The sequence below is a fragment of the Fibrobacter sp. UWH1 genome, assembly GCF_002210365.1.
Lineage (GTDB): Bacteria > Fibrobacterota > Fibrobacteria > Fibrobacterales > Fibrobacteraceae > Fibrobacter.
Window position 1 is genome coordinate 14,219 of record NZ_MWQG01000031.1, and the last position, 21,945, is coordinate 36,163.

The window sequence follows — 21,945 nt, forward strand, 5'->3', positions numbered from 1 at the left end:
GTCTCTCGTCTAATCCACTTCGTAATCGGTGTTGTTACGGATTTCACGGATACGAACAGAACTTCCCTGACGGATGCTAATCAAGCCCGAAGTAATAACGGTATCGCCTTCATTCAGCCCAGAAATTACATCAACTGCAATGGGAGTGCGAAGGCCCGTCTCCACACGGCGCATAGAAGCCTTGCCATCCTGCACCACAAAGATATAGGCGCCATCCTTGTCCAGCGTAAGAGCTTCGGCGGGAACGGGAATTGTCTGGGTTCGGCCAGACTGCAATTCAACGCTAACCTTGGCATAACCGCCAGCAATCAATTCGCCCTTGGAATTATCCACGGTCACCATAATCTGGCGGGTACGGCTGCTTTCCGAAATCGTGGCGTCAAGGGCGGTCACCTTCCCCACTTTCTGGATGGCCCGTTCTTCGTCAATCAAGGTAATGGGATTGCCCACCTTCAAGGTAGTCGCATATCGTTGCGGCAAGGCGAACTTGGCCTTCAATTTCGTCACTTCACTTAAAGTCGCAATGGAAGTGCCCGTGGTCACCCAGGCGCCCACAGAAACATTCACAAAACCGAGTTTACCGCTAAAGGGGGCACGGACTTCAGTCTTTGCAATCTGAGCCTTTATCAATTCGACGCTGGCCTCGGCAGACTTGAGGGAGGCTTCAGCAGCTTCCATATCCGTCGTCGTCGCGGCGTTCTTTTCGACCAAACCCTTGGTACGTTCCATTTTCTGCTGAGCCAGATGCAGACTGGATTCAGCCTGCTTCAACTGTGCCTTCAATTCGGAATCATCAATCTTGGCAAGGAGCGAACCCTTCTGTACAGAAGCGCCATCCTTTGCATAAAGATTCACCAGACGACCGTTGGCGGCAGCGGACAACTCCACACGGTTCAAAGCTTCCAAGGTAGCCATTGTCTGGAAAGATCCACTGGGCTTGTGGAATTCTGCAATATAACCTTCAACGGCGAAAGTCTTGTTGCCACGACCACCAGGGCCACCGGGCCCCTTACCACCGGGCGCACCACTCTTGACCGCAGCCTTGGAATCAGGAGCCTTGAAAGCAGGCACCTTTGCACCAGGAGCTTCATCGCTACACCCCACTAACAACAACGAAATGAACGTCGCAATTAGAATCGCAAACTTTATGGGGAATGCCTTTAAAAAATTAGAAGTACCTGCATGCATTTGTTCAATCCTATAATGTTGTTTAGGTGCTCCGCAGTCTCAAACAGCTGCCTAAATCCGCCTAAAATTTAACGTTCATCAACAAGCCGCTTCCATCTTCATAGAACTCGGGAACAAACTCAATCCGTTCCGAGAAGGCCTTAGAAGAAGTACGTCGATAAACACGGATTGTGTTCAGCATAGAAACCACACGATTCAAGACCAACGCACCAACACTAGCCTGGAAAACGATGCGGCTCACACGATAATGGCGCAAGCGACTTTTATATTCATCAATGTGTTCCGAAGTTTCGGGATTGTCGGAGCTACCCCAGTCCCACTGGATTTCAGCCGACAGGTCTTCATCGATTTTCTTGCCAGCACGAATCATGGCCTGATTGTAATCTTCATCCATATCAGGTGAAGAGTTCTGACCGTCAACACCGCCACGGCTACGATAATCGCCCACGGTATTCAGCATATCGACGTTCTTGCTGGAAGTATTAAGCCCTGCGTGACGAACCGCATATCCGTGAGCGGATGTCACATAGCGTTCACCAATAAAATAGGATCCAAAGGCAGTCACCCACAGGGCAACGTCGGTCCACACGAAAGGCCGCACAAATTCCTGCTCGCCCAGGTACAGTTCGCCCATACCCGGAAGGAGTGCCGAAGCACCCATGGCTTTCCACCAGCTCTTGTCGCTATTCTTAGAAACATTGTCATCAACAGAGATGACCACCTGCGAAAAAGCGACCGCGGCGGCAAGAAGTAGAACTTGAAGGACCTTTCCAAAAGTCTTCATTAGAATCCCCAGCTAGCCATTACATTTACGCCAACAGATTCACCAAGAACTACACCACCGTCAAAGTGGAGACGGTCATACCAGGAAAGATCTTCCTGATACAGAGCCTTGTTATGAGCGTGGGCCGTAAAGGCTGCATCAACGGCAGACACAATGTGGTTCAGGATGATGCCGCCAAAGAACCAGGCCTGCATATCGGCATAGTCGTTAGCCTTGTTGCGCATGCTGCGGTAGGTGTCCTGATTGGAGGATGTACCTAGGGCCACAACTTCGGAACCGTTAGTTTCAAGATCAAGGCTTGCAGCAACAGCTTCGTCCTTCACGTCGTCCCAGCCCAGCACGTAAGAGCCATCGGACACATGCTGGTACACAGCAGATTCATCGTAAAAGCCGTTCTTCTTGCGATCATCACCCAGCGACTTAGGATTATTGACAAAACGATTTCTATAGTCAGTATCCTTGTAGTAGACGTAAGAATCGTTGTAGCAACCTTCCCTATTCGCATCACCAAAAATGGCTTCGCAAAAGGACTCACGAGAACCGAGGTAACGGGAACGGAATTCAGCCCCATTCTCAGAAACATCCTTATACAGTTTACGCATCTTCGTTTCGTAGGTACCAATGGAGAAATGGTCGTTGGCAAAGTTCTTGTATCTGTTTACCTGTCGATCATACTTGTACACGGAATAGTAATACCAGCTACCCCAGAGAGCGGCTTCGAGAGCTAGATAAACACCACCGCGGACCTTGGTAAAGGTGGATCCGCCCACATACAGCTGACCGGCGCCCGGCACCACCAGAGACATGAACATGGCCTTGCGGGGGCTCTTGTACTTACCCTTCATATCGTCGAGGCCATTCACCTTGGAAACCTTGACGGGGCCAAGAATGTCGCGACGGCTCATGGAGCTGGAAGAGGGAATTGCTGTAGAACTGGCGCTGGCTGCCTGAATAGAATCGTTATAAGCCTGGATGCTATCGTTCCTAGCCTTTTCGACAGCGGCAATGCTATCGGCAGTCATTTGAGCAAGAGCGATAGAATCGCTGATATACTGCAGGGAATCACTGATGCGCTGCATTTCGCGGGCGTAAAGTTCGTTGCGGTCTACACCTTCGTAGGGGTCCTGCGAGGCAGCGGAGGAATCGGACGCAGCCCTAGCCTTTTCTGCTTCGGCAGCGGCACCTTCTGCCGTTGAGCGCATGATGTTAGCCGCCTTTTCTGCAGCAGCTCTTTTTGCAGCCTGTTCAGCAGCCAATTCTTCTTCGGTCTTTACGGGAGCGGCAGCAGCCGCCTGGGCAGCAGCGGCGCTATCAGCGGCAGCCTTGTCTGCAGCCTTCTCGGCGGCGGCCTTTTCTTCGGCGGCTTGCTTTTCGGCAGCTACGCGTTCCGCCTCGACTTTTTCTTCGGTGGCTTTCTTATCCGCCTCGGCCTTCTTGGCAGCCTCTACAGAATCAGCGGCGGCCTTATCGGCCACAGCGGCTTCTTCCTCAAATTCAGCAAATAAATCACGGGGCTGTGCAAAAGATTGAACAGCCAACAAACTGGCCGCACAGGCCATAACCTTAACAAAAGACATCAACGAAATCTTGCGCATGCCCCAAAAATAGAAAACTCACCCACCATAAACCAAACCTCAGGCGGCCGCAACGGCCTATAAATACGTTTTTCCGCAAAAATTCAGAAAAAAGGCAGTGGAAAAGCCGAAAACAGCCGCCCCGCCACCGCCTTTTCGTTAGTTTGCCTACAATAAAACACCTTTTTAGGGGGAGAGTGTTCATAACAAATCGCAAAATCAGGCTTTTACAGAGGTCAAAAGCCAAAAAAGTACTTCCAAAACCGTCTAATTTTTATACAACATAATAAAAAGGCGGTGTAAAACCCTCTTTTTCAAATATTTCCACCGCCTTTTCCAACCAACTATTTTCCAACAAAAAAAGAACCGCCCCCCCCCGATTAGGAGGGGAGCGGTCCGAAGATCTAGTCTTTAAGGATTGACTTAAGCCTGTGGACGCTTCGCGTCCGGCAGCTAATTAAGCCTGTTCCTTAACGACCCAAACCTTAACCTGAGCTTCTACGTCACCGAAGACCTTGATGGTCACGGTGTAGACACCCAGCTGCTTGATGGGTTCAGCCAGTTCAACCTGAGCGCGAGTGATCTTGACACCCTGCTTGGTGATTGCGTCAGCGATGTCAGATGCGGATACAGAACCGTACAGACGTTCGCCTTCAACAACGCGGCGTTCCATGTTCACAGAAATCTGAGAGAGCTTTGCAGCTACGTCGCCTGCAGCAGCCAATTCCTTCTGGAATGCAGCTTCAACAGCAGCGCGGTTGTTTTCGATTTCAGCGATAGCTTCCTTGGTAGCGCGAACAGCGAGCTTGCGGGGGAAGAGGTAGTTATTTGCATAACCATTCTTAACCTTCACAACGTCGAGCATCTTACCGAGGTGAGGTACGTTAGCCTTAAGAATAATTTCCATAGTCTAGTTCCTCCTTATTAGCGCATGCTGTCAGAGACAAACGGAAGGATAGCCATCTGACGAGCACGCTTGATAGCTTCGTTCAGCATACGCTGATACTTAGCGGAGGTGCCAGAAATACGGCGAGGAATAATCTTACCGCGTTCAGAGATGAAGCGACGGAGAGTCTTTTCATCCTTGTAGTCAATGAACTGAACGTTGTTTTCGGTGAACCAGCAAGTCTTCTTGCGACGAATACGGGTTGCCTGCTTCTTATCTTCAAAAGCCATTATTCAGCCTCCCCTTCTTCTGCGTCAACCGGAACGATTTCTTCGGTAGACTGAGCCATGTCTGCATTGTAAACGATTTCGGACATCGGATAATCAGCGAGGGTCATCCAACGGAGAACGTTTTCATTGAGCTTGAGAGCTGCTTCCATAGCGGCAACAGTTGCAACTTCTGCCTTGTAGTAGAAGATAACATAGAAGCCGTGCTGGCGCTTGTTGATAGAATAAGCGAGCTTACGCTTGCCCCAATCATCGCGACGAACAATTTCGCCACCCTTAGTGATTGCAGCGGCGATGGTCTCGATTTCAGCCTTGATGGCGTCGTCGGAGATCATAGCGTCGATGATCACCATAGTTTCATACTGTCTCATAATGAGATCCCTTTGGTCTTTCGCCCAGGTTACCAACATTGGCCCCGGGAGGGTTCCGATAAAAATCGGTGGCTCAAATATAGAAAATCAAACCGTTTTGTCAAACTGGAAGGGGCAGTCCAAGGGTTAAATGCCCAACTGGATGCCCACAAGACCGTAATTCGCCCAATCCTTTACACCATTATTGAAGTATCGCTGGGCGCCAAATTCCACCATAATCCAGGTAGAAAGCAGATTTTTCTTGGCCCAACCCCAAACTTCGCGCAAATTGAAGGCCACACCGGGCACCAAGGAGAGTTCCATAACCTTCGAGAAATTGTATTCGAAAAGAACACTTCCAGTCACACCCCAGAGGCGAGTCAGATTCAAACCAAAACCAGCACCCACGCCCACAGAAAAACCATCCAGTGACAGCATCCGTTCACAAGCTTCCTTGTCTTTCACAAAGGTCGTGTCTTCAACGAGAATTGTATCCGTGGTAACGCCAACAACCCAATCCGGCATATCATCGGTAAAATCGCCAACGACCTCCGTAGAATACTTTCCGCGGCTATTGATCTGGTCACGCAATTCAGAAATGCTTGTATTTTCAAAGGCCAACACCGATTCCAGGTAAATATCCAATTTCTGCCAGGCCTTATGGAACCTGAGGTTCGTACGGTAGCGCTGGTACATGACCATCACATCGCTATCCAGGTCGCCCCCAAAGAAACGGACATCGATACCGCCACTAATCCAATCGGCATAAAAGTATTCCAGCTGTCCTTGCCAAATACCCATGCAATCACAATCTTCCGTAGGATTGTAAATTCCACCACCAAGACCAATAGACAGGCCCTTGCCAGTATAGGCAGTCTGACGTGGAAGAGGAACATTTTTCATATTGCGGGCGGCAACCGCAGCGGAATCCAGACAATCTTCAGAGTCCTCTTCGGAGCAATCTTCCGATTCTTCACAATCTTCGCCCTCGCAGTCATCGTCATCATCTTCGCAGTCATCGCCTTCGCAAGATTCTGCACCTTCCGCTTCAGCCGCCATGACCGAATCCGCATTAAACGATCCCGTGGCAGCTCCCATCAGCACCATTCCCAAGGGACTTATCGAGCCATCTGCAGTCACCCCAAAAGAACCATTTGCGGATACTGCAAACGCATTCAGTACTAAAAAAAGGATGACGGACAGGACTGATTTCATATCGTGGATAATTATAATAAAAAAGTATAACACAAAAGCCCTCGGCGTATTGCCGGGGGCTGTTGTAAAAATGCTTCTAAGGACTACTGTGAGCCGGAGTCGCCGACTAGTAAGTACCCAGCAAGGAGCGGACCTTGTCCATCATAGCCTTGGACTTGACGCGGGCCTTTTCCTTACCGTAGGCGAGAATCTTGTCGATTTCTTCGGTGTGGGCCAGAAGGTCGAAGTACTTTTCGCGGGCGGCACCCAGATGTTCTTCAAGAACGTTCTGCAGTTCCTGCTTGGCGTGGCCCCAGCCCAGGCCACCTGCGCGGTAGCGGGCAGCCAGCGCGTCGCACTGTTCCGGAGTAGCGAAAAGCTTGTACAGCTTGAACACGTTGCAAGTATCCGGATCCTTGGGTTCTTCAATACCCTGGGAGTTGGTCACGATCTTGCCCAGGCGCTTCTTGAGAGCCTTGGAATCCAGGAAGATGTCGATGTAGTTGTCGTAGGACTTACTCATCTTACGGCCATCCAGACCCGGGATCACGCCGGTGGATTCCTGGAAAACCGGTTCAGGAACGGTGAACACATCTTCGCCAAAATGCTTGTTGAACTTGATGGCGATATCGCGGGCAAATTCCACATGCTGCTTCTGGTCCTTGCCAACGGGAACGATGTCTGCATTGAACATCAAAATGTCGGCATCCATGAGGCAGGGGTAGCAGTAAAGACCCATGTTCACGTTTGCGTCAACATCTTCGCCGGCGGCTTCATTCTTTGCCACCTTGTCCTTATAGGCGTGGGCGCGGTTCATGAAGCCCTTGGGGGTAAAGCAGCTGAGAGCCCAGCTGAGTTCAAAGATTTCGGGAATGTCACTCTGCTTATAGAACAAAGTCTCTTCCGGGTTCAGGCCAAGAGCCAGCCAAGTGGCGGCCACCTTGTAGATGTTGTCGCGCATTTCGGCGCCGTTCTGCACGGTGGTCAGAGCGTGATAGTCCGCAATGAAGTAGACTGCATCGTAAGTCTTAGTAAGTTCGAGAGCCGGGCGGATTGCGCCCACATAGTTGCCGAGGTGCGGAGTGCCAGTCGGCTTGATACCGGTAAGAGAAATCTTTTTCATAGGCGCAAATTTAGAAACATTTTCGTAATGACAAATACATTTATTACATTTTCTACCCAAATGATGCAAGACGAAAAGTACATATTGGTGGATAGCGAGGAGACACTAGCCAACCTTCTATTGGACCTGGAGAATTATGACATGGCCGCGGTGGACACCGAGGCTGACTCCATGTATCACTACACAGCACGCCTTTGCCTTATTCAAATCACCATTGGCGACCACCATTATATCGTAGACCCCCTCTGCGGCCTGGATCTGGCCCCCCTGTTCAAGGCACGCGCCATGCAGACCCTGATTTTCCATGGGGCCGACTACGACCTGCGACTGCTCTGGCAGACTTACCAGTTTAGCCCCACCCACATCTTCGACACCATGCTTGCCGCAAAGATCCTGGGCGAACCCCATTTAGGCCTGGCCGACCTGGTCCGCGAATATTTTGGCGACGAACTGAAAAAAGAAAACCAGCGTGCCGACTGGACCACTCGTCCCCTGCCCCTGGAAATGTGCGAATACGCCATCCACGACACCTTTTACCTTCATGAACTTTGCGCCATCCTGGTAGAAAAACTGCAGGCCGCAGGACGCATGAGCTGGCTCACCGAACAGTGTGACGCCCTTATCGAGCATTCCCGTAATCCGGCCCCGCCCAAAAAGGATCCCTGGCGCATTACCGGCAGCAGCGTCTTTAGCCCCTGCGCCCTGAACATCCTGAAGTACCTTTGGGAATGGCGCGAAAAACAGGCCGAAGAAATGGACCGCCCGCCCTACAAGGTGATGCCCGGCGACCTGATGCTAGCCATCGTACGCCACGCCGTCGACACCTACCCCCAGGTACTGCTGGACCACCTGCCCCGCCTCCCCCGCAACTTCAGGGACGAACGCCTGGATTCCTTCGTCAACATGATGGAAACCGCCATGGCCACCCCCGAAAGCGACTGGCCCGAACGCCTCCCCAAGGCACCGCCCCCGCCCGTAGTCCCCAATTCCGACCTGCTCTCGGTACTCAAGACCTGGCGCGACGAAAAGGCAGCCACCCTGAACCTGGACCCCTCCATGCTGGGCAACAGGGCGCAACTCATCTGGCTGGCCGCCCCCGGAACCATGCCCTGGGAAGAACGTTACGAAGAAGCCCACCTCATGAACTGGCAGAAGAAAATCTGGAACGAGATCCTCCAGGAAAACCTTCCCAAGGCCAAGCGCGTAGGCGATCCCGACTAACTCAACAGCGGGCACAGCGCCTGCAAAAAAATTATGGAAGCAGCACTCCTCATACTCCTCTTCATCGTGGTCCTGGGCGCCCGCGGGTTCTTTGACCCGGCCAAAAGAAAGCGCCCCGGCGAAGAGCTGATCAACAACCCCTGGGAAGAAATCCACGCCATACCTGGCTACAAGGAATCCCGTAAAGTTGCAGCCTTCTACCCCCTGAAAGGTGAACCCAACATCACTCCCGTCCTGGAACAGCTGGTCCGCGAAAACCGCCTGCTCCTGCCCCGAGTGACCGGCGAGACCACCATGGAGTTCTACCCCATCGACAATCTGAAAAAGGACCTGGCCCCCGGACGTTTCGGCATCATGGAACCCCGAGAAGGACTGGAACCCTATACCGGCCCCTTCACCGTATTCCTGGTCCCCGGCACAAAGTTTAACGTAACAGGCCAGCGCCAAGGACACGGCAAGGGCTACTACGACCGTTTTTTAGCAAAACACCCCGACGCCTACAAGGCAGGCATCGCCACCCCGAAACAAATCCAGGTGGAGCCTCTGGAACAAAAGGAAACCGACATCCGTATGAACCAGGTAATTGTGTGCAGAGCGAAAGAATAATGGGTTCGCAAAAAGGGAACGCATACTTTTAAACAAGAAGAAAGGAAACAACCATGGCATTTGATAGAGACAACAAAAATTTTGGTGACCGCCGTGAATTCAACGATCGTCGCGAAACAAGCGAACGCCGAGGCTTCGGCCGCGCTCCCCGTCAGAACTACCGCGTCCGCGAAGACAACGAGTTCCGCCCCGCACGCCCCCAGGGCGATGGCCCCCGCGACTTTACTCAAGGTTTCCGCAACAATGACCGTCGCGACTTCAATGACCGCCGCGATTTTAAGCCCCGCTTTGAAGAACGTCCGCAGGACACAGCCCGCGCCTATGAAGACGGCGTGATCCCCGCAGTAGGCGACGCAGACGCAGCACCCCAGGTCGCCGTAGGCGGCATCAAGGAAGTCACCGAACTCCTGACCAAGAGCCCCATGCAGGTTCACCGCGTGCTCTTCATGCACAAGTCCGGCAACCCCAAGCTCTATGAACTGCAGAAGCTAGCCAAGCGCGTACACGTACACGTACAGCAGGTGGACTCCAAGATCCTGAACAGCTACGCCACCCCCAACCACGGCGTGGTCGCCCTCATGAACGAAAAGGAACTGCTGGTCTGGGAAGACGTCCGTGGCGAACTCTTTGCCGCCAAGGAAAAGGGAGAAAAGAAACTGATCGCCGTCGCAACCAACATCGAAGACCCCCGCAACCTGGGCGCATGCATCCGTAGCTGTCTCGCATTGGGCTGCGACATCCTGCTGCTCCCCGCCAAGGGCATGTGCGGCATTACACCCAGTGTAGCCCGCACCTCCGCAGGCGCTCTTGAAAAAATGCGCATCTGCCGCCCCAACAACCTGGAAGCTGCCGTTGGCGAACTGAAGCAGGCCGGTTACCAGATTCTCGGTCTGGATGCCGACACCGAAACAAACCTGGCTGACTTCAAGTTTGCAGACCAGGCAGTGATCGCCGTGGGTGGTGAAGACGTGGGCCTCCCGCCCTTCATCAAGAAGCAGTGCGACGCTGTACTCCGCATCCCCATGATGCCCGAAGCCCATTCCTACAACGCTTCCGTGGCCCTTTCCCTGGGGCTGTACGAATACGCCCGTCTCCGTATTAAATAAGGAGCTACAGGTGTTACTAACCAAGCCACTAAAAAAGGGTATTTTGGTTAGTAAAAAACGCCTAATTTAATACAAATTAACAAGTAATATACTAACCAATCAAGCTCCATTAGCCAACCTGGTTAGTAATTCATCTGTAAAACGGGATTTTTGAGGAAAATATTACTAACCAAATTCCACAAACAGGATTATTTGGTTAGTAGCTCCCCCAAAAAATGCGGATTACAGTCAAAGCAAAGGCGTCCATGAAAGGACGCCTTTTTCAGCTACTTCAAAGTCATGCGGCCAAAACGTTGTAAGTTACCACTCTGAACGCGAACGATGTAAGTTCCACTTGCAAGCCCCTCCAGGTTCTGCGAGCCCCGAACATCATTAGCGGAAAATACCGGACGTCCCTGCAAATCCATCACATCCACATGGGCGGAGGCTGGTCCCACAAGATTCAAGGTGCGGCCACTCATCACGACCTTCAAGCCGTCCCTAGCAGAAACACCACGGATCGCAGCCGGACGTTCCGAGCCATCAGGGCAGCCCACGGCCTCGATCTTTGCAATGTACATGGCGGAAGTGTTGCTGCTGTTGAAAGTCAACTGCGTGGGCCTAACGGCGGCATCACCGGCCATAGCATCGCGAACAGCCTGCAGGTCCACAGTCATACCACTCCAGACCTTGGCGCTCAAGGGCCGTCCATTCTGCAAAGTCATCTTCGGGTCGTTGACTCCAATATTCACGTAAGCAGTACTACCCGTAGGCCCATAGGCGGTAAATACAAGAGCCTCACACTTCGACAGGAAATTGGAGTCCACCACATCCTGAGGCAACGTGTAAATCGCATGCTGGTAGCCGCAATAATCCGCATTCTGGTCGCAACCCGCCAACGGAACATTCATGTAGCCCGTCTTGCCAGCCAGCGGTTCTGATTCAAACTTTCCATTGCCATTCTTAACATCGCCAGACCACTCTCCACGAGATTCAGCACCGGCCTGGCTGTAATCCACAATCACGTAGGAACCGTTTCCAAAAGGCGAAGCATCCTCCCAAACCAAGGGGACAATATCCTTAACCTTAGAAACCTTGTCTGCACTATGAGCCTTCAAACTAGCAACCAAACTATCGTAAGCAGGCTTCTTTGCAAAACTGGAATCGAAAACCAGACCATTATACTTATACAAATCAGCAAGCCAACTATACTTATCAGAAAATCCCCAGATAACAAAAGCCTCCATGTTGGGAGCCTCCAGGAACACATCCATAAACTGACGGTACAAGCTTCCCTGGGCCTCAAAATCCGCCTTGGAAACATCCTTCTTATCGAAGCCAATGTCCAGCTCCGTAATCTGCAAAGTCAAGCCTTCCGCTTCAAGAGCCTGAGCCAAAGCCTTCACATTGGGAGGAGTCGTCACATGGTAATCAGAAATATGAGTCTGCGTCCCAAGACCCGTAATGTAAATGCCCGCAGCCTTCAGGCGCTTTGCCACGGAATCCACAGCGAACTTACCCTTGGCGCCGGCACCCACTCCCCACTCCAGGGAATAATCGTTATAATAAAGCTTCGCCTCCGGGTCCGCCTTATGGGCCCACACAAAGGCAGAGTCAATAAACTCGCGACCAATATATTTGTACCAAACAGAAGTCGCGCCATCACGCCAAGCCGCAGGAGTACCATCGGAGATCGCTTCATTTACCACGTCCCACTCGCGGACCTTGCCCTTGTAATGGCCCACCACATTTTCGATATGGTTCTTCAGCACGGCAAGCAAGGTGTCCTTGGCAGAGCCGCCCGCAGCAGCCACACTCGCTGCCAGATCAGGCACCCACTGAGGAACCTGACTATGCCAGGCCAGCGCATGACCACGAACCTGCATTCCATTCTTTGCAGCGTAAGCCATCAATTTGTCGCCGTTCTTGAAGTTAAAGGAATTACGAGACGGTTCCGTGGCATCAAACTTCATTTCGTTTTCAGCCACCACAATATTAAACTGAGACTTGTGAGTATTCTCGTAAACCTCGGCATCATCGCCAAGACCATAGCTAAACCAATTGGAATTCAGAATGGAACCCACCATGCGGCCACGAGCCTCCGCCAACTGACGAAGAGTACTATCCGCTTCCGCAGCCACCGCGCAGGACACACCTGCCACAAAAAGAAAAATGCCAAATTTCATATCTAATCCTAAAACCAAATGTAGACCCATTTACACGCGTCTACACAAAAACATAATAATTTTTTATTTTATCCGCACCATGTTAAAAAATACATTCCTTTTTATTTTTGCAATTCTTGTTTCTGGCATTTTCGCCGAAGATCTTACTTCATCTTTTGTCCCAAGGGAACATCGCGGTTTCTACAATAGCGTAGGCTTTGGCATTGGCTACAACAAAATCAGCGCCAAAAGTACATGGGAAGATCTGGACAACACCAGAATTGATAAAAAAGATATCGAATCATTTGATTTTTGGGGAATCACAACCCCTTCATTCGACTTTAAGTTCGGTACAGCCATTGCAAACCTGATTGCCTTTCATACAACATTCAATTTCGCGATCTATTCAGGCGTTATGGACTACGAAGAGGTTAACTACGATAGAGAGATCGCCCAAAACGAGAACGGCAATCCGCTCTATGACAAACAAGGGGATAAGGTTTACGCGGAAGATTGGAGAGCTTACGATTCCGAAGGATTTTCGGGCGATGCAGTAAATTTAAGAACCTTCGTTGGCTTCGGCACGACAATCTACCCGTTCCGAAATCCAAATTCAGCCATGAACGGTTTCTTTATCGGCGGATCTTTTGGTTACGTTATTTATGCATGTTTTGTAACGGACGACTACTCCGCAGGAAACATCGCCTCCTTTGGAAGAAGTTTTATCGCAGAAATTGGCAAGGAATGGTGGGTAAGCAACCACTTGTCCATAGGTATTGGATTTTCATACAACCATTCTTCAACAAATTTTGATGAAGCTAAAGGTACAGAAACAGTGTACACCCTTTCGTTCCGCTTGACAAGAGGCTAAGAGACGAATATGAAAAATTTTCATAGTCACTTCGTCCAGATGGTTCTTGCCGGAATGCTTGCAGCGACCACAGTCTTTGCACAGGAATCCGAAGAAAATCCCGCAGAAACAGTCGAAGAAACCGTTACCCCCCAAAAGCCGGTAAAACTTTATCGACCGCCAAGGGAGCATCGTGGATTCTACTTTAACGCAAGCCTTGGCGCAACCTATGTAGGTTTTAATTACAAGCAATCCGATTACCAATACAAACATCATTATGACTATAATAACAACGACTATTCATATTCGTACGAAAGAGTAGTAGAGGAAGTTTATGAATTCAACGATTTCGCCATACCGACTCTCGGCTTGAGATTCGGTAGATCCTTTGGGAACCTCGTGGCGCTGTTCTTTGAACTAGACTTTGCCATGCTGATAGGCGAAGGCAAGTATAGTGAAACTTCTTACGAACATAACTTCGATAATCAATATTCGGTCTTAGGATCTTCGCCACAAAACCTTAAAGAAAAAAACAGCAAGGATGACGATGCCTATGGCTTTTATAGTTTTGTAGGAGTAGGATTTACATTCTACCCCTTTAGAAATCCCCATTCCGTAATGAACGGCGCCTTCTTTAGCATCGCAAATGGGTTTGCATTCTTCGGTGAAGACATAAACCACAACAAAGAGAACCTCCGTCAAAAATTCGGAATGCTCGACTACGAAATGCAAGTAGAAATCGGCAAGGACTGGTGGATCTCTGACACATGGTCCGTCGGATTGAGCATCGGCTATTTGTATACGTTTGGCGCCAGTGATGATAGTGAAAACACCTTTGACTCGAACGTAATCAGCTTCATGTTCAGGGTAACCAGAGGCTAACACCAATTTAACGTGAAAAATCGATTCCGGCCCACCGGGATCGATTTTTTATTGGCTGAGTTTTTGCTACTCACCCCCGTGTTGATTATGATTCTTGCAGGGCTTGGCGTAGGCGAATTCAGCTGGCAAGCATTAGGTTACAGCGCAGGATTTATGATTGTCCTGTTGGCATTGGGCATTATCGTGTTCAATAGAATCCAGAAGACCTTTATGGATACGGTGTAAGGCCAAGAAAGCCTAGCAATCACTTGTTATATCTCTTTCTTGCACGATTTTTTCGATTTCATCAATCGTTTCTGTGCAGCCGTCAAGACATTCATCTTCACGGATTGATGAAAAACCTAGAAGAACTTTCTTTCTCAAATCCGAATACAAATTCAGAATCACGGACTGTCTTAATTTCAGTTGTTCCGCCAGGAGAACGAGATCAGCCTTTCTGATTTTATCAATCTCATAATGGCTTCCAATTTTCATGGAAACCTTTCTTGTTAGAGTCGGATACAAAAGCGTACAGACGGCATCGTAAATCGGAGATAGCTTCAAGACACCGCCATCATAGAGCAAAGAATAATTTTTTCCGTGAGCATCGCAGTTGCCAATAACGAGATTAAACAGGACATACTGAATAAAAGCCCGAGCGTCCAAAAGTGGAACTGATGTTCTTTTACTAATCAGCTGAAAAATATCCGCAATGCCCGGACCACCATCGTTCTGATATTTTCGATCGCTAAGAATTCCCAACGTCTGGCACATATCCTCCTGATGTAAACGAACAACAGAATCACCTCTTTTGATTCTATCATAGCGCTCCACCATCATGAACGTTTCATCTTGAATTTTCTTCAAAGCCACATCAGGCACGCTTAGGCCAGAATATTTTGCAAGCTTCATGCACACATATTCATTTACTGCAAGCGACGACAATTCTCCCTTGCCAGTTGGTTTGATGATATGTGTCGATGGAGCACCATTCTTTGGAAAATGAAATTTTCCGTCAAAAAATGACAGAGGCAACTTTTCCTGAGCCCCAGCCAAAGAAAGCCTCAGTTCTTCATTCGCCTTCAGCAAAGGCCTCGTTTCTGCGTTTTTTATATAACCAAGTAAAATATCTTCAGACAGTTCCTCGTAATTGTCAGAATCCAGTCTATAAATCAACGTCTGATTGGGTTCGGCATCTTCTGGCAATACCGAAATCATACCGGCACATTCACCCCCAAGTTCCTGCAGCAACTTAAGCGTACTCGATTCAGAAACATGAAGATATTCTGAAATTCGACGTTTAACGTCACCTTCTGGGAGAACTCCTGAGAAAAACGGCAGACATTCCTTTTGTGAAAACTCACCGGACCTTAATGGAAGTGACATCGAAAGAGAATTTCCATTTTGCCTAACATAAGAATCTTCGTAAGCAAACACAATCCCTTTATCGGGAGTAGAAAACAAACTACCAGCAAGCTTATTTGCAAAATAAACCTTTAACTTCATCGATCATTTTCCCTTTCCACAACATGAAGATTTAAACCAAGCATTTGCAAAACATGCAATACTTTATCAAGCTGTAGCGTTTCCTTGCCATTTTCCAGTTCCGAGAAGAAACGAACTCCGACACCACAAAAGGCAGCGCATTCCGCTTGCGTCAGTTTTAACTGATTTCTTCTTTTTTTCACAGAAATCGAAATATCATTTACCTGTTGCACCTTCATACCGTCAAATATAACTTTCCCGTACGGGAAAATCAACGTCAAACAGCAAGAATTGCGGCAAATTATTCCCGTACGGGAATAATCGTAACTTTTGCACCGCAAACTAAACTCAACCACCCAGCACATCCTCAATCAACTCGTATTTGAAAACGTGTCCAAAATAGACATAAAAACACACTTTTTGGGTAAATAACAAATCCTTTCCTTACCCAAAACAACAATAAATTTGTATATTTTGGGTATATGAAAAAGATGGTTGGTAGAGAAAAAGAGATAAAGTTGCTTGAAGAAGCATATTCTTCCGGCAAGTCTGAACTGGCCGTGGTTTACGGCAGAAGAAGAATCGGGAAAACTTTCTTGATTCAAAGTGTTTTTAGGGAACGTTTCTCGTTTTCCTACACTGGTGCACATAACAAATCCCAGGCGGAGCAGCTCCAGAATTTCGCAGATTGTCTCAAGGAGTACAGCAAATCAGCTTTTGCCCCTGCACTAAAAAATTGGAACGAGGCGTTTTCTGCCCTGGAAAAACTTTTGTGTGAATGTCGTGCGAAACGCAAGGTTGTCTTTTTTGATGAAATGCCTTGGATTGATACTTTTAAGTCTGATTTTGTGTCTGCCTTCGAATACTTCTGGAATTCCTGGGCGGCAAATCGTGACGACATTTTGTTCGTTGCCTGCGGAAGTGCTACTTCCTGGATGGTTGACAAACTGATTGAGAATCAAGGTGGACTTCACAACAGGATTACCCGAAAAATAAATCTGCACCCATTCTCCCTACGGGAATGCGAACTGTTCCTGAAAAAAAAGAACTGTTATTGGGATCGGTTCCAGATTACGCAATGTTACATGGTTCTCGGCGGAGTCCCCTTTTATCTGAATCTGCTAGATGTTAACAATAGCCTTGCGCAAAATATTGACCGGCTTTATTTCGACAAAGACGGTGCCTTGCATGATGAATTTAATGAACTATACAACGCGCTTTTTTCCGGAGCTGACAGTTACATAAGGATTGTCGAAAAGTTGTCTGAAAAACAGAGCGGAATGAGTAGGCAAGAACTTGCTAGAATAACGAAAATTTCTGGGGGAACATTGACGCGCATGCTTGCCAACTTGGAGCGTTGTGATTTCGTAGAATGCTTTTCCCAGTTTGGCTCCAAGAGTAATAACGGGACATATCGTTTGACAGATTTCTTTACACTGTTCCATTTGCATTTTTGCGAAAAACAGAAGTCCAAGGACAAGGAATATTGGCAGCACAACCTGATGAATCCTGGCATTGTATCTTGGCAGGGAATTTCATTTGAGCAGGTTTGTTTTGCTCATTTAGACCAGATAAAGAAATCGCTGGGAATAAACGGCATTGCAACGGAGTGTTCCGCCTGGAGATGTACCAGCCGCACAATTGATTGCAATACTGATGGAGCACAAATAGACCTTCTGATTAAGCGGGCCGACCGTGTTATTAATGTCTGTGAAATGAAATTCTCGCAGGGCGAATTCATCATCGATAAAAGTTACGAGACCAAACTCCGCAACCGCATAGAAATATTTAGGGTTGCCTCTAAGTGCAAAATGGCCTTGCTCAATACTTTTGTAACAACATTCGGCGTTATGAAAAATTCCCATTCCGGAGTAGTGCAAAACGAGGTTGTTTTGGACGATTTGTTTGGGTAGGTGTAAACGCATTGTATCCATTCAAGAAGGGTCATAATATGATGGTGGCGAGACTTTGGGCGTTCCCCGGCAAGCCGGGGCGGGCTCTCGCGTTATAAAATTTTCGCAAACATCTAGCCAGAACATCTTACACGAAAATTTTTCCGTTCAGCCTCGCTTCGCGAGTCCGAATGGCTTCGCCACTTCGATCCCTAACGCGAATTTCATCAAACATAAACCGACGACAAAAGCGACGATAACCTCATTTTCCGACATCAAAGCGACGATAAAACAATCCACAGCAAACACTGTCAAGGCCGAACAGGCAACTTCAACACTCCCTCAATCAGCTCGTGATAGACCTCAGGGTGTTCAATCTCGTTTATCGAAGTCACACGCTTTCCAGCATCTTTCGAAGATGCGCCGCAATGGAACATCTTTTCATGGTCCGTTTTGTAATCCAAAACGATATAACGGTCATGGAATATTCCGCCTGCAGGCCTCCGCTCGAAGGAAACGTCAGGACGAGCAGCCTTGAAGTCATCAATCATCGTTTGTGTCAAAGCGCAGCTGTTCCGCTGGTCGCTAAAAATCGTCACATTCACATTCTGAGCAACACCTCGCAATAAATCCAGTGTTTTTACGCCAACAAAATCATCAAACAAGAAAATCGACTTCTGAGCCATGCCATAAATCTGCGTGTAAGCGACATCAGCCTCTAGTTTTTGCCCGTTTAGAATCAAGTGATGCTTATAGGTAGATGGATCGTGAAAGAATTCCATGACCTTGCCCAAGGATTCCTGGGTTTTCAGGGACTCCACCTCCAAACGAGCCACATCCGTGCGAATTTCCGCAATTTCGTGGGAATTGATTATTCCGACGTACTTTGAGCCACCAGTCCGGTACTAGAGAGCCACCCACAAAATGTCATGAAAACTCTATAATGCGAATGTCCACGACAATGATGCCGCGGACTTTTGATAACGTATATTGTCTTTCGCAAATTCCTCTAAGGGGGTAAAAAAATAGGATGAAAGGAGCATCCTATGGATAGCAATATAATTAAAATTGAATATACCGGAGCAAAGTACACCGTGAAACCGGAGTAATGGAAACCGGCGTACCGGTCAAACGGAAACCGCGGTTCCGGGGATAAGGAAACCTGTCTAATTTTAGCAAGCACAATTCCGTGCAAAAAATAGACAGGAGGTCGAATGACCAAATACCGCGAAATCCTCAGGTTGCGAAATCTGGGATTAAGCCAGAACGACATCGCGACAAGTTGTCAGGTGTCCAAGAAGACCGTCAACAGGGTCTTGAAACTTGCCAAGGAGCACAACTTGAATTGGCCTTTGGAAGAACGCCTTACCGACAAGGAAATCGGACATTCAACGGAAGCGACGGCACGGGAGTGCCGGGCCGCCCACAAAAAAAGACCCGCGCGGGGTCCCTTGTATCGCGGAGATTTTTCGCAGAGGTTACTTGGAGTTCTTTCCGGCGAGTTTCGCCTCAAGAGCTGCGATTTTGCGTGCCTGTTCGGCGATCTCGGCATCCTTCTCGGCGATGATTTTCTCGTTGCGCTCGCGTTCTTTTTCAGCAGCGGCTTCTGCGGCAAGCTGGATTTCCTGTTCCCATGTCATATAGCGCTCCTGTGTCTTTTCGTCTGAACGGTACCACTCCACCTTGGTGTGGATTTTCCTTGTCTCCGAGGATTCGGCGGCGTTTGTAGCAAAATACTTCAGGTACGGTTTAAGCGGGTGCGTATCCGGAAGTTTCTCGTACTGGTTAAATATATAGAAATTTTTGAAAGTGCGGTCGTTCAAGGCGAGTTTTTTGTTTTCTGTCGCATAGTTCTGGAAACTATAAATAGGCAGGCCTTCCTTGAAAATGTCTTCCGGGCAAATGAAGAGCACGTACTGGTCCTTAAGGCTGCTGTACATGCTTCCCTTGCGCAGCTCGTGGGTGTCATGAATAGACTGGTAGTAACGAGCGCGCTTCGGGAGTTCCTTGGTGTCCTCCATCTGCATCTCCAGATCGAAGGAGCGCTTGACTTCGCCGTCCTTGCCGGTTTCCTGGGCGTAAACGTCGTAGCGCACGCTTTTGCTGAAGATGCCGACCTGGTCCGTCTTTTCCTGCTCGGGGTCCTTCAGGTCGTAAATCTTGATGCCAAGCGCCGCCTCGATGAAGGGCTTTGCGATTTCCTTGTGGCTCATGACCAGCGGGAACATGAAACGGTTGGTGATGGTGATTTTAGAGAAGTCGATGACTTTAGTTTCGTTATCAGCGCCTACGGCGGTTTCGTTTTCGTTCATACGTGTTGCTGGGTGTTGCGCACACCTTTGCGAGGTGGCTAAATCGCCGCCTGCTATATACACGCTTTTTTGCCGTAGAATGCTCCCTGGATTTTGAAAAAAGATTGTAAAAATTTTTCGCCCTTAAATCACGGGAGCGATCGTGACCCCAGCGAGAGTCGTGACAAGAACGCACTTGTGCGTAGCTTGGCATGACCGAGCGCAGGCAGATGTGGCGAAGCCTCATCTGACCCCTTGGGGCGCAGACTTTTGCTGCATTTGCGGAATTTTGGACTGGTTCCTTCGCGGCTGCTCGCCACTCAGGATGACGCAACGGGCCGTCGCAAAAAGTTCACGCTCCTTCCGAGGGCTCGGAAGTGGTATCGTCAAAAGTTCATGCACCTTCCGAGACGTTTGATGCCCCCCCCCTTCCTCAGGCCACGTTCCTTGGGGCTTACAAGGAAATCCATGCGAGAAGTGTATGGGTTGAACCCATCTGAAGCACAATAACCCTAAAACAGGTGGCTCCGTCAGACCGGACTAGTGGCTCTCATTTTTCCGGACAGGCGGCTCCGCCGCTCCGGAATAATCAGGAATGTTGAGCCGTCAAATTCGCAATTTGAAGGCAGTTGGAACAACCTAGTAACTGCTGATTTTCGGCAGCAATGTAATCCTTCATTTCTTTAAACAAAAGCATTATGGCAATACTTTGCTTAATAGCAAGCCCCCCCTTAAGAACAGTCATCAACATATAAATTCCTTGTTCTGTAAAGGCATAAGGTAAATAGACTCGCCCACCTTTCACCCCTTTGACCTGCATCGAGGTGCAATTTTTGCACCTCGATAATTCAGCAATTTCGTCCATAGTCAACTGAAATCGGAAAATCTCGGGAAAACGTTCTATATTATTCTTAACTTGCCTATTGAAATCCTTGGTGCTATACCCATAAATCTCCGCCAGATCGGCGTCAAGCATCACCTTTACACCACGGATGGTGTAAACCTTGCTCTTCAGGAAATTCTCATCAATGATGGCAATTTCACTCCCCGCAACAGGGGCTTCTTTCTTCTTCATAAACATAAACCGACGCTAAACCGGCGATAAGCCGATGACAAACGCAAGTTTTGACACCAAACCGACGACAAAACCGACGATAACCACATTTTCCGACATCAAAGCGACGATAAAACAACCCACAGCAAAAACAGTCAAGGCAGAACAGGCAACTTCAACACTCCCTCAATCAGCTCGTGATAGACTTCAGGATGTTCGATGCCGGTTATCGAAGTCACTCTCTTGCCGGCATCCTTGCTAGAAGCGCCGCAATGGAACATCTTTTCATGGTCCGTTTTGTAATCCAAAACGATATAACGGTCATGGAATATTCCGCCTGCAGGCCTCCGCTCGAAGGAAACGTCAGGACGAGCAGCCTTGAAGTCGTCAATCATCGTTTGAGTCAAAGCGCAGCCATTCCGCTGATCACTGAAAAGCGTAATCTTAACATTCTGAGCGACACCTCGCAATAAATCCAGTGTTTTTACGCCAACAAAATCATCAAACATGAAAATTGACTTCTGAGCCATACCATAAATCTGCGTGTAAGCGACATCAGCCTCCAGTTTTTGCCCATTCAGAATCAAGTGGTGCTTATAGGTAGATGGATCGTGAAAAAACTCCATGACCTTGCCCAAGGATTCCTGAGTTTTCAGAGACTCCACCTCCAAACGAGCCACATCCGTGCGAATTTCGGCAATTTCGTGGGAATGTTGAGCCGTGAGGGTTGCTATTTGAACACAGTTGGAACAACCAAGCAACTGTTGATTTTCTGAGGCAATGTAGTCCTTCATATCCTTGAAAAGACGAACAAGGGCAAGACTTTGCTTGGTCGCCAAATCACCTTTGAGAACTGTCATAAGCATGTAAATGCCCTGCTCTGTAAAGGCATAAGGTCGGTAAGTTCGTCCCCCTTTTATTCCCTTTACTTGCATCGAGGTCAAAAAATTTGACCTCGATAATGCATCTACTTCTTTTTCGGACACCTGAAACCCCCGAATTCTATTTGCAAATGCATAATCCGAGCGGAATCTGAAGGATGCAAAAAA

General features: G+C 48.7%; 21 protein-coding genes and 3 pseudogenes. 8 read left to right on the forward strand and 16 right to left on the reverse strand.

The window, feature by feature from the left end; all coding sequences use genetic code 11:
• Positions 1-9 precede the first annotated feature (9 nt).
• The 8 genes from B7992_RS12520 to trpS all read right to left on the reverse strand — a co-directional run bounded on the left by B7992_RS12520 (position 10) and on the right by trpS (position 7,386).
• Complete coding sequence (locus tag B7992_RS12520) at positions 10-1,188, reverse strand: efflux RND transporter periplasmic adaptor subunit (protein WP_088666427.1); 1,179 nt, start codon at positions 1,186-1,188, stop codon at positions 10-12.
• Between the two features lie 61 nt (positions 1,189-1,249).
• The gene (locus tag B7992_RS12525; RefSeq protein WP_088666428.1) at positions 1,250-1,972 is read right to left on the reverse strand and encodes a hypothetical protein; all 723 of its coding nucleotides are present in this window, start codon (positions 1,970-1,972) and stop codon (positions 1,250-1,252) included.
• The gene (locus B7992_RS12530; protein WP_141100463.1) at positions 1,972-3,549 is read right to left on the reverse strand and encodes a hypothetical protein; all 1,578 of its coding nucleotides are present in this window, start codon (positions 3,547-3,549) and stop codon (positions 1,972-1,974) included. The genes B7992_RS12525 and B7992_RS12530 overlap by 1 nt, the downstream gene beginning before the upstream one ends.
• 454 nt (positions 3,550-4,003) lie before the next feature.
• Positions 4,004-4,453: a 50S ribosomal protein L9 gene (gene rplI / locus B7992_RS12535; protein WP_088666430.1), complete on the reverse strand. Its 450-nt coding sequence runs from the start codon at positions 4,451-4,453 to the stop codon at positions 4,004-4,006.
• 17 nt (positions 4,454-4,470) lie between these two features.
• Positions 4,471-4,722 carry a 30S ribosomal protein S18 gene (rpsR, locus tag B7992_RS12540; protein WP_073155632.1) on the reverse strand — a complete coding sequence of 84 codons (252 nt, stop codon included), beginning with the start codon at positions 4,720-4,722 and terminating at the stop codon, positions 4,471-4,473.
• Positions 4,722-5,090, reverse strand: a complete 369-nt coding sequence (gene rpsF, locus B7992_RS12545; protein WP_073155629.1) for a 30S ribosomal protein S6 — start codon at positions 5,088-5,090, stop codon at positions 4,722-4,724. The genes rpsR and rpsF overlap by 1 nt, the downstream gene beginning before the upstream one ends.
• A 126-nt stretch (positions 5,091-5,216) precedes the next feature.
• Positions 5,217-6,284: a hypothetical protein gene (locus B7992_RS12550; RefSeq protein ID WP_139258140.1), complete on the reverse strand. Its 1,068-nt coding sequence runs from the start codon at positions 6,282-6,284 to the stop codon at positions 5,217-5,219.
• A gap of 106 nt (positions 6,285-6,390) precedes the next feature.
• Entirely contained in the window at positions 6,391-7,386 is a 996-nt protein-coding gene (gene trpS / locus B7992_RS12555; protein WP_073155619.1) for a tryptophan--tRNA ligase, read from the reverse strand.
• Between the two features lie 27 nt (positions 7,387-7,413).
• On the opposite strand from trpS, the gene B7992_RS12560 reads away from it, so the two are divergent.
• From B7992_RS12560 to B7992_RS12570, 3 genes are read left to right on the forward strand one after another with little or no spacing between them, the layout of a single operon-like run.
• Complete coding sequence (locus B7992_RS12560; RefSeq protein WP_254794839.1) at positions 7,414-8,607, forward strand: HRDC domain-containing protein; 1,194 nt, start codon at positions 7,414-7,416, stop codon at positions 8,605-8,607.
• Positions 8,608-8,640: 33 nt separating this feature from the next.
• Positions 8,641-9,213, forward strand: a complete 573-nt coding sequence (locus B7992_RS12565) for a 5-formyltetrahydrofolate cyclo-ligase (RefSeq protein WP_073155617.1) — start codon at positions 8,641-8,643, stop codon at positions 9,211-9,213.
• 53 nt (positions 9,214-9,266) lie between these two features.
• Complete coding sequence (locus B7992_RS12570) at positions 9,267-10,319, forward strand: RNA methyltransferase (protein ID WP_088666432.1); 1,053 nt, start codon at positions 9,267-9,269, stop codon at positions 10,317-10,319.
• Between the two features lie 266 nt (positions 10,320-10,585).
• On the opposite strand, the gene B7992_RS12575 is transcribed toward B7992_RS12570, so the two are convergent.
• Positions 10,586-12,484 (reverse strand): endo-1,4-beta-xylanase, encoded by a 1,899-nt coding sequence (locus B7992_RS12575; RefSeq protein ID WP_088666433.1) that lies wholly within the window; start codon positions 12,482-12,484, stop codon positions 10,586-10,588.
• 79 nt (positions 12,485-12,563) lie between these two features.
• Here B7992_RS12575 and B7992_RS12580 point away from each other — a divergent pair, with 79 nt between their 5' ends.
• The 3 genes from B7992_RS12580 to B7992_RS16405 are packed head-to-tail and all read left to right on the forward strand — an operon-like array spanning position 12,564 to position 14,420.
• Entirely contained in the window at positions 12,564-13,334 is a 771-nt protein-coding gene (locus B7992_RS12580; protein WP_073233566.1) for a hypothetical protein, read from the forward strand.
• A gap of 9 nt (positions 13,335-13,343) precedes the next feature.
• Entirely contained in the window at positions 13,344-14,195 is an 852-nt protein-coding gene (locus B7992_RS12585) for a hypothetical protein (RefSeq protein ID WP_088666434.1), read from the forward strand.
• A 51-nt stretch (positions 14,196-14,246) separates the two neighbouring features.
• On the forward strand, positions 14,247-14,420 hold the full coding sequence (locus tag B7992_RS16405; RefSeq protein ID WP_175549669.1) for a hypothetical protein: 174 nt from the start codon (positions 14,247-14,249) through the stop codon (positions 14,418-14,420).
• 12 nt (positions 14,421-14,432) lie between these two features.
• On the opposite strand, the gene B7992_RS12590 is transcribed toward B7992_RS16405, so the two are convergent.
• The gene (locus tag B7992_RS12590) at positions 14,433-15,680 is read right to left on the reverse strand and encodes a type II toxin-antitoxin system HipA family toxin (RefSeq protein ID WP_088666435.1); all 1,248 of its coding nucleotides are present in this window, start codon (positions 15,678-15,680) and stop codon (positions 14,433-14,435) included.
• Positions 15,677-15,898, reverse strand: a complete 222-nt coding sequence (locus B7992_RS12595; protein ID WP_073233560.1) for a type II toxin-antitoxin system Y4mF family antitoxin — start codon at positions 15,896-15,898, stop codon at positions 15,677-15,679. The genes B7992_RS12590 and B7992_RS12595 overlap by 4 nt, the downstream gene beginning before the upstream one ends.
• A 243-nt stretch (positions 15,899-16,141) precedes the next feature.
• Between B7992_RS12595 and B7992_RS12600 the strand changes: the two genes are divergently transcribed.
• Entirely contained in the window at positions 16,142-17,572 is a 1,431-nt protein-coding gene (locus tag B7992_RS12600) for an ATP-binding protein (protein ID WP_088666436.1), read from the forward strand.
• Between the two features lie 290 nt (positions 17,573-17,862).
• Here B7992_RS12600 and B7992_RS12605 read toward each other — a convergent pair whose 3' ends face one another.
• Entirely contained in the window at positions 17,863-18,387 is a 525-nt protein-coding gene (locus B7992_RS12605; protein WP_141100464.1) for a hypothetical protein, read from the reverse strand.
• A 378-nt stretch (positions 18,388-18,765) separates the two neighbouring features.
• Between B7992_RS12605 and B7992_RS17440 the strand changes: the two are divergent.
• Positions 18,766-18,924 (forward strand): annotated as a pseudogene (locus B7992_RS17440) (sigma factor-like helix-turn-helix DNA-binding protein); the annotation flags it as partial.
• Between the two features lie 105 nt (positions 18,925-19,029).
• Here B7992_RS17440 and B7992_RS12615 read toward each other — a convergent pair.
• The 4 genes and pseudogenes from B7992_RS12615 to B7992_RS17195 form a co-directional block, all read right to left on the reverse strand.
• Positions 19,030-19,863, reverse strand: a complete 834-nt coding sequence (locus B7992_RS12615) for a PD-(D/E)XK nuclease family transposase (protein ID WP_073233554.1) — start codon at positions 19,861-19,863, stop codon at positions 19,030-19,032.
• A gap of 619 nt (positions 19,864-20,482) precedes the next feature.
• Positions 20,483-20,917 (reverse strand): annotated as a pseudogene (locus tag B7992_RS12620) (ORF6N domain-containing protein); the annotation flags it as partial.
• A gap of 134 nt (positions 20,918-21,051) precedes the next feature.
• Positions 21,052-21,756 (reverse strand): hypothetical protein, encoded by a 705-nt coding sequence (locus tag B7992_RS12625; RefSeq protein ID WP_254917705.1) that lies wholly within the window; start codon positions 21,754-21,756, stop codon positions 21,052-21,054.
• 3 nt (positions 21,757-21,759) lie between these two features.
• A pseudogene (locus B7992_RS17195) lies at positions 21,760-21,882 on the reverse strand (ORF6N domain-containing protein); the annotation flags it as partial.
• Positions 21,883-21,945 lie beyond the last annotated feature (63 nt).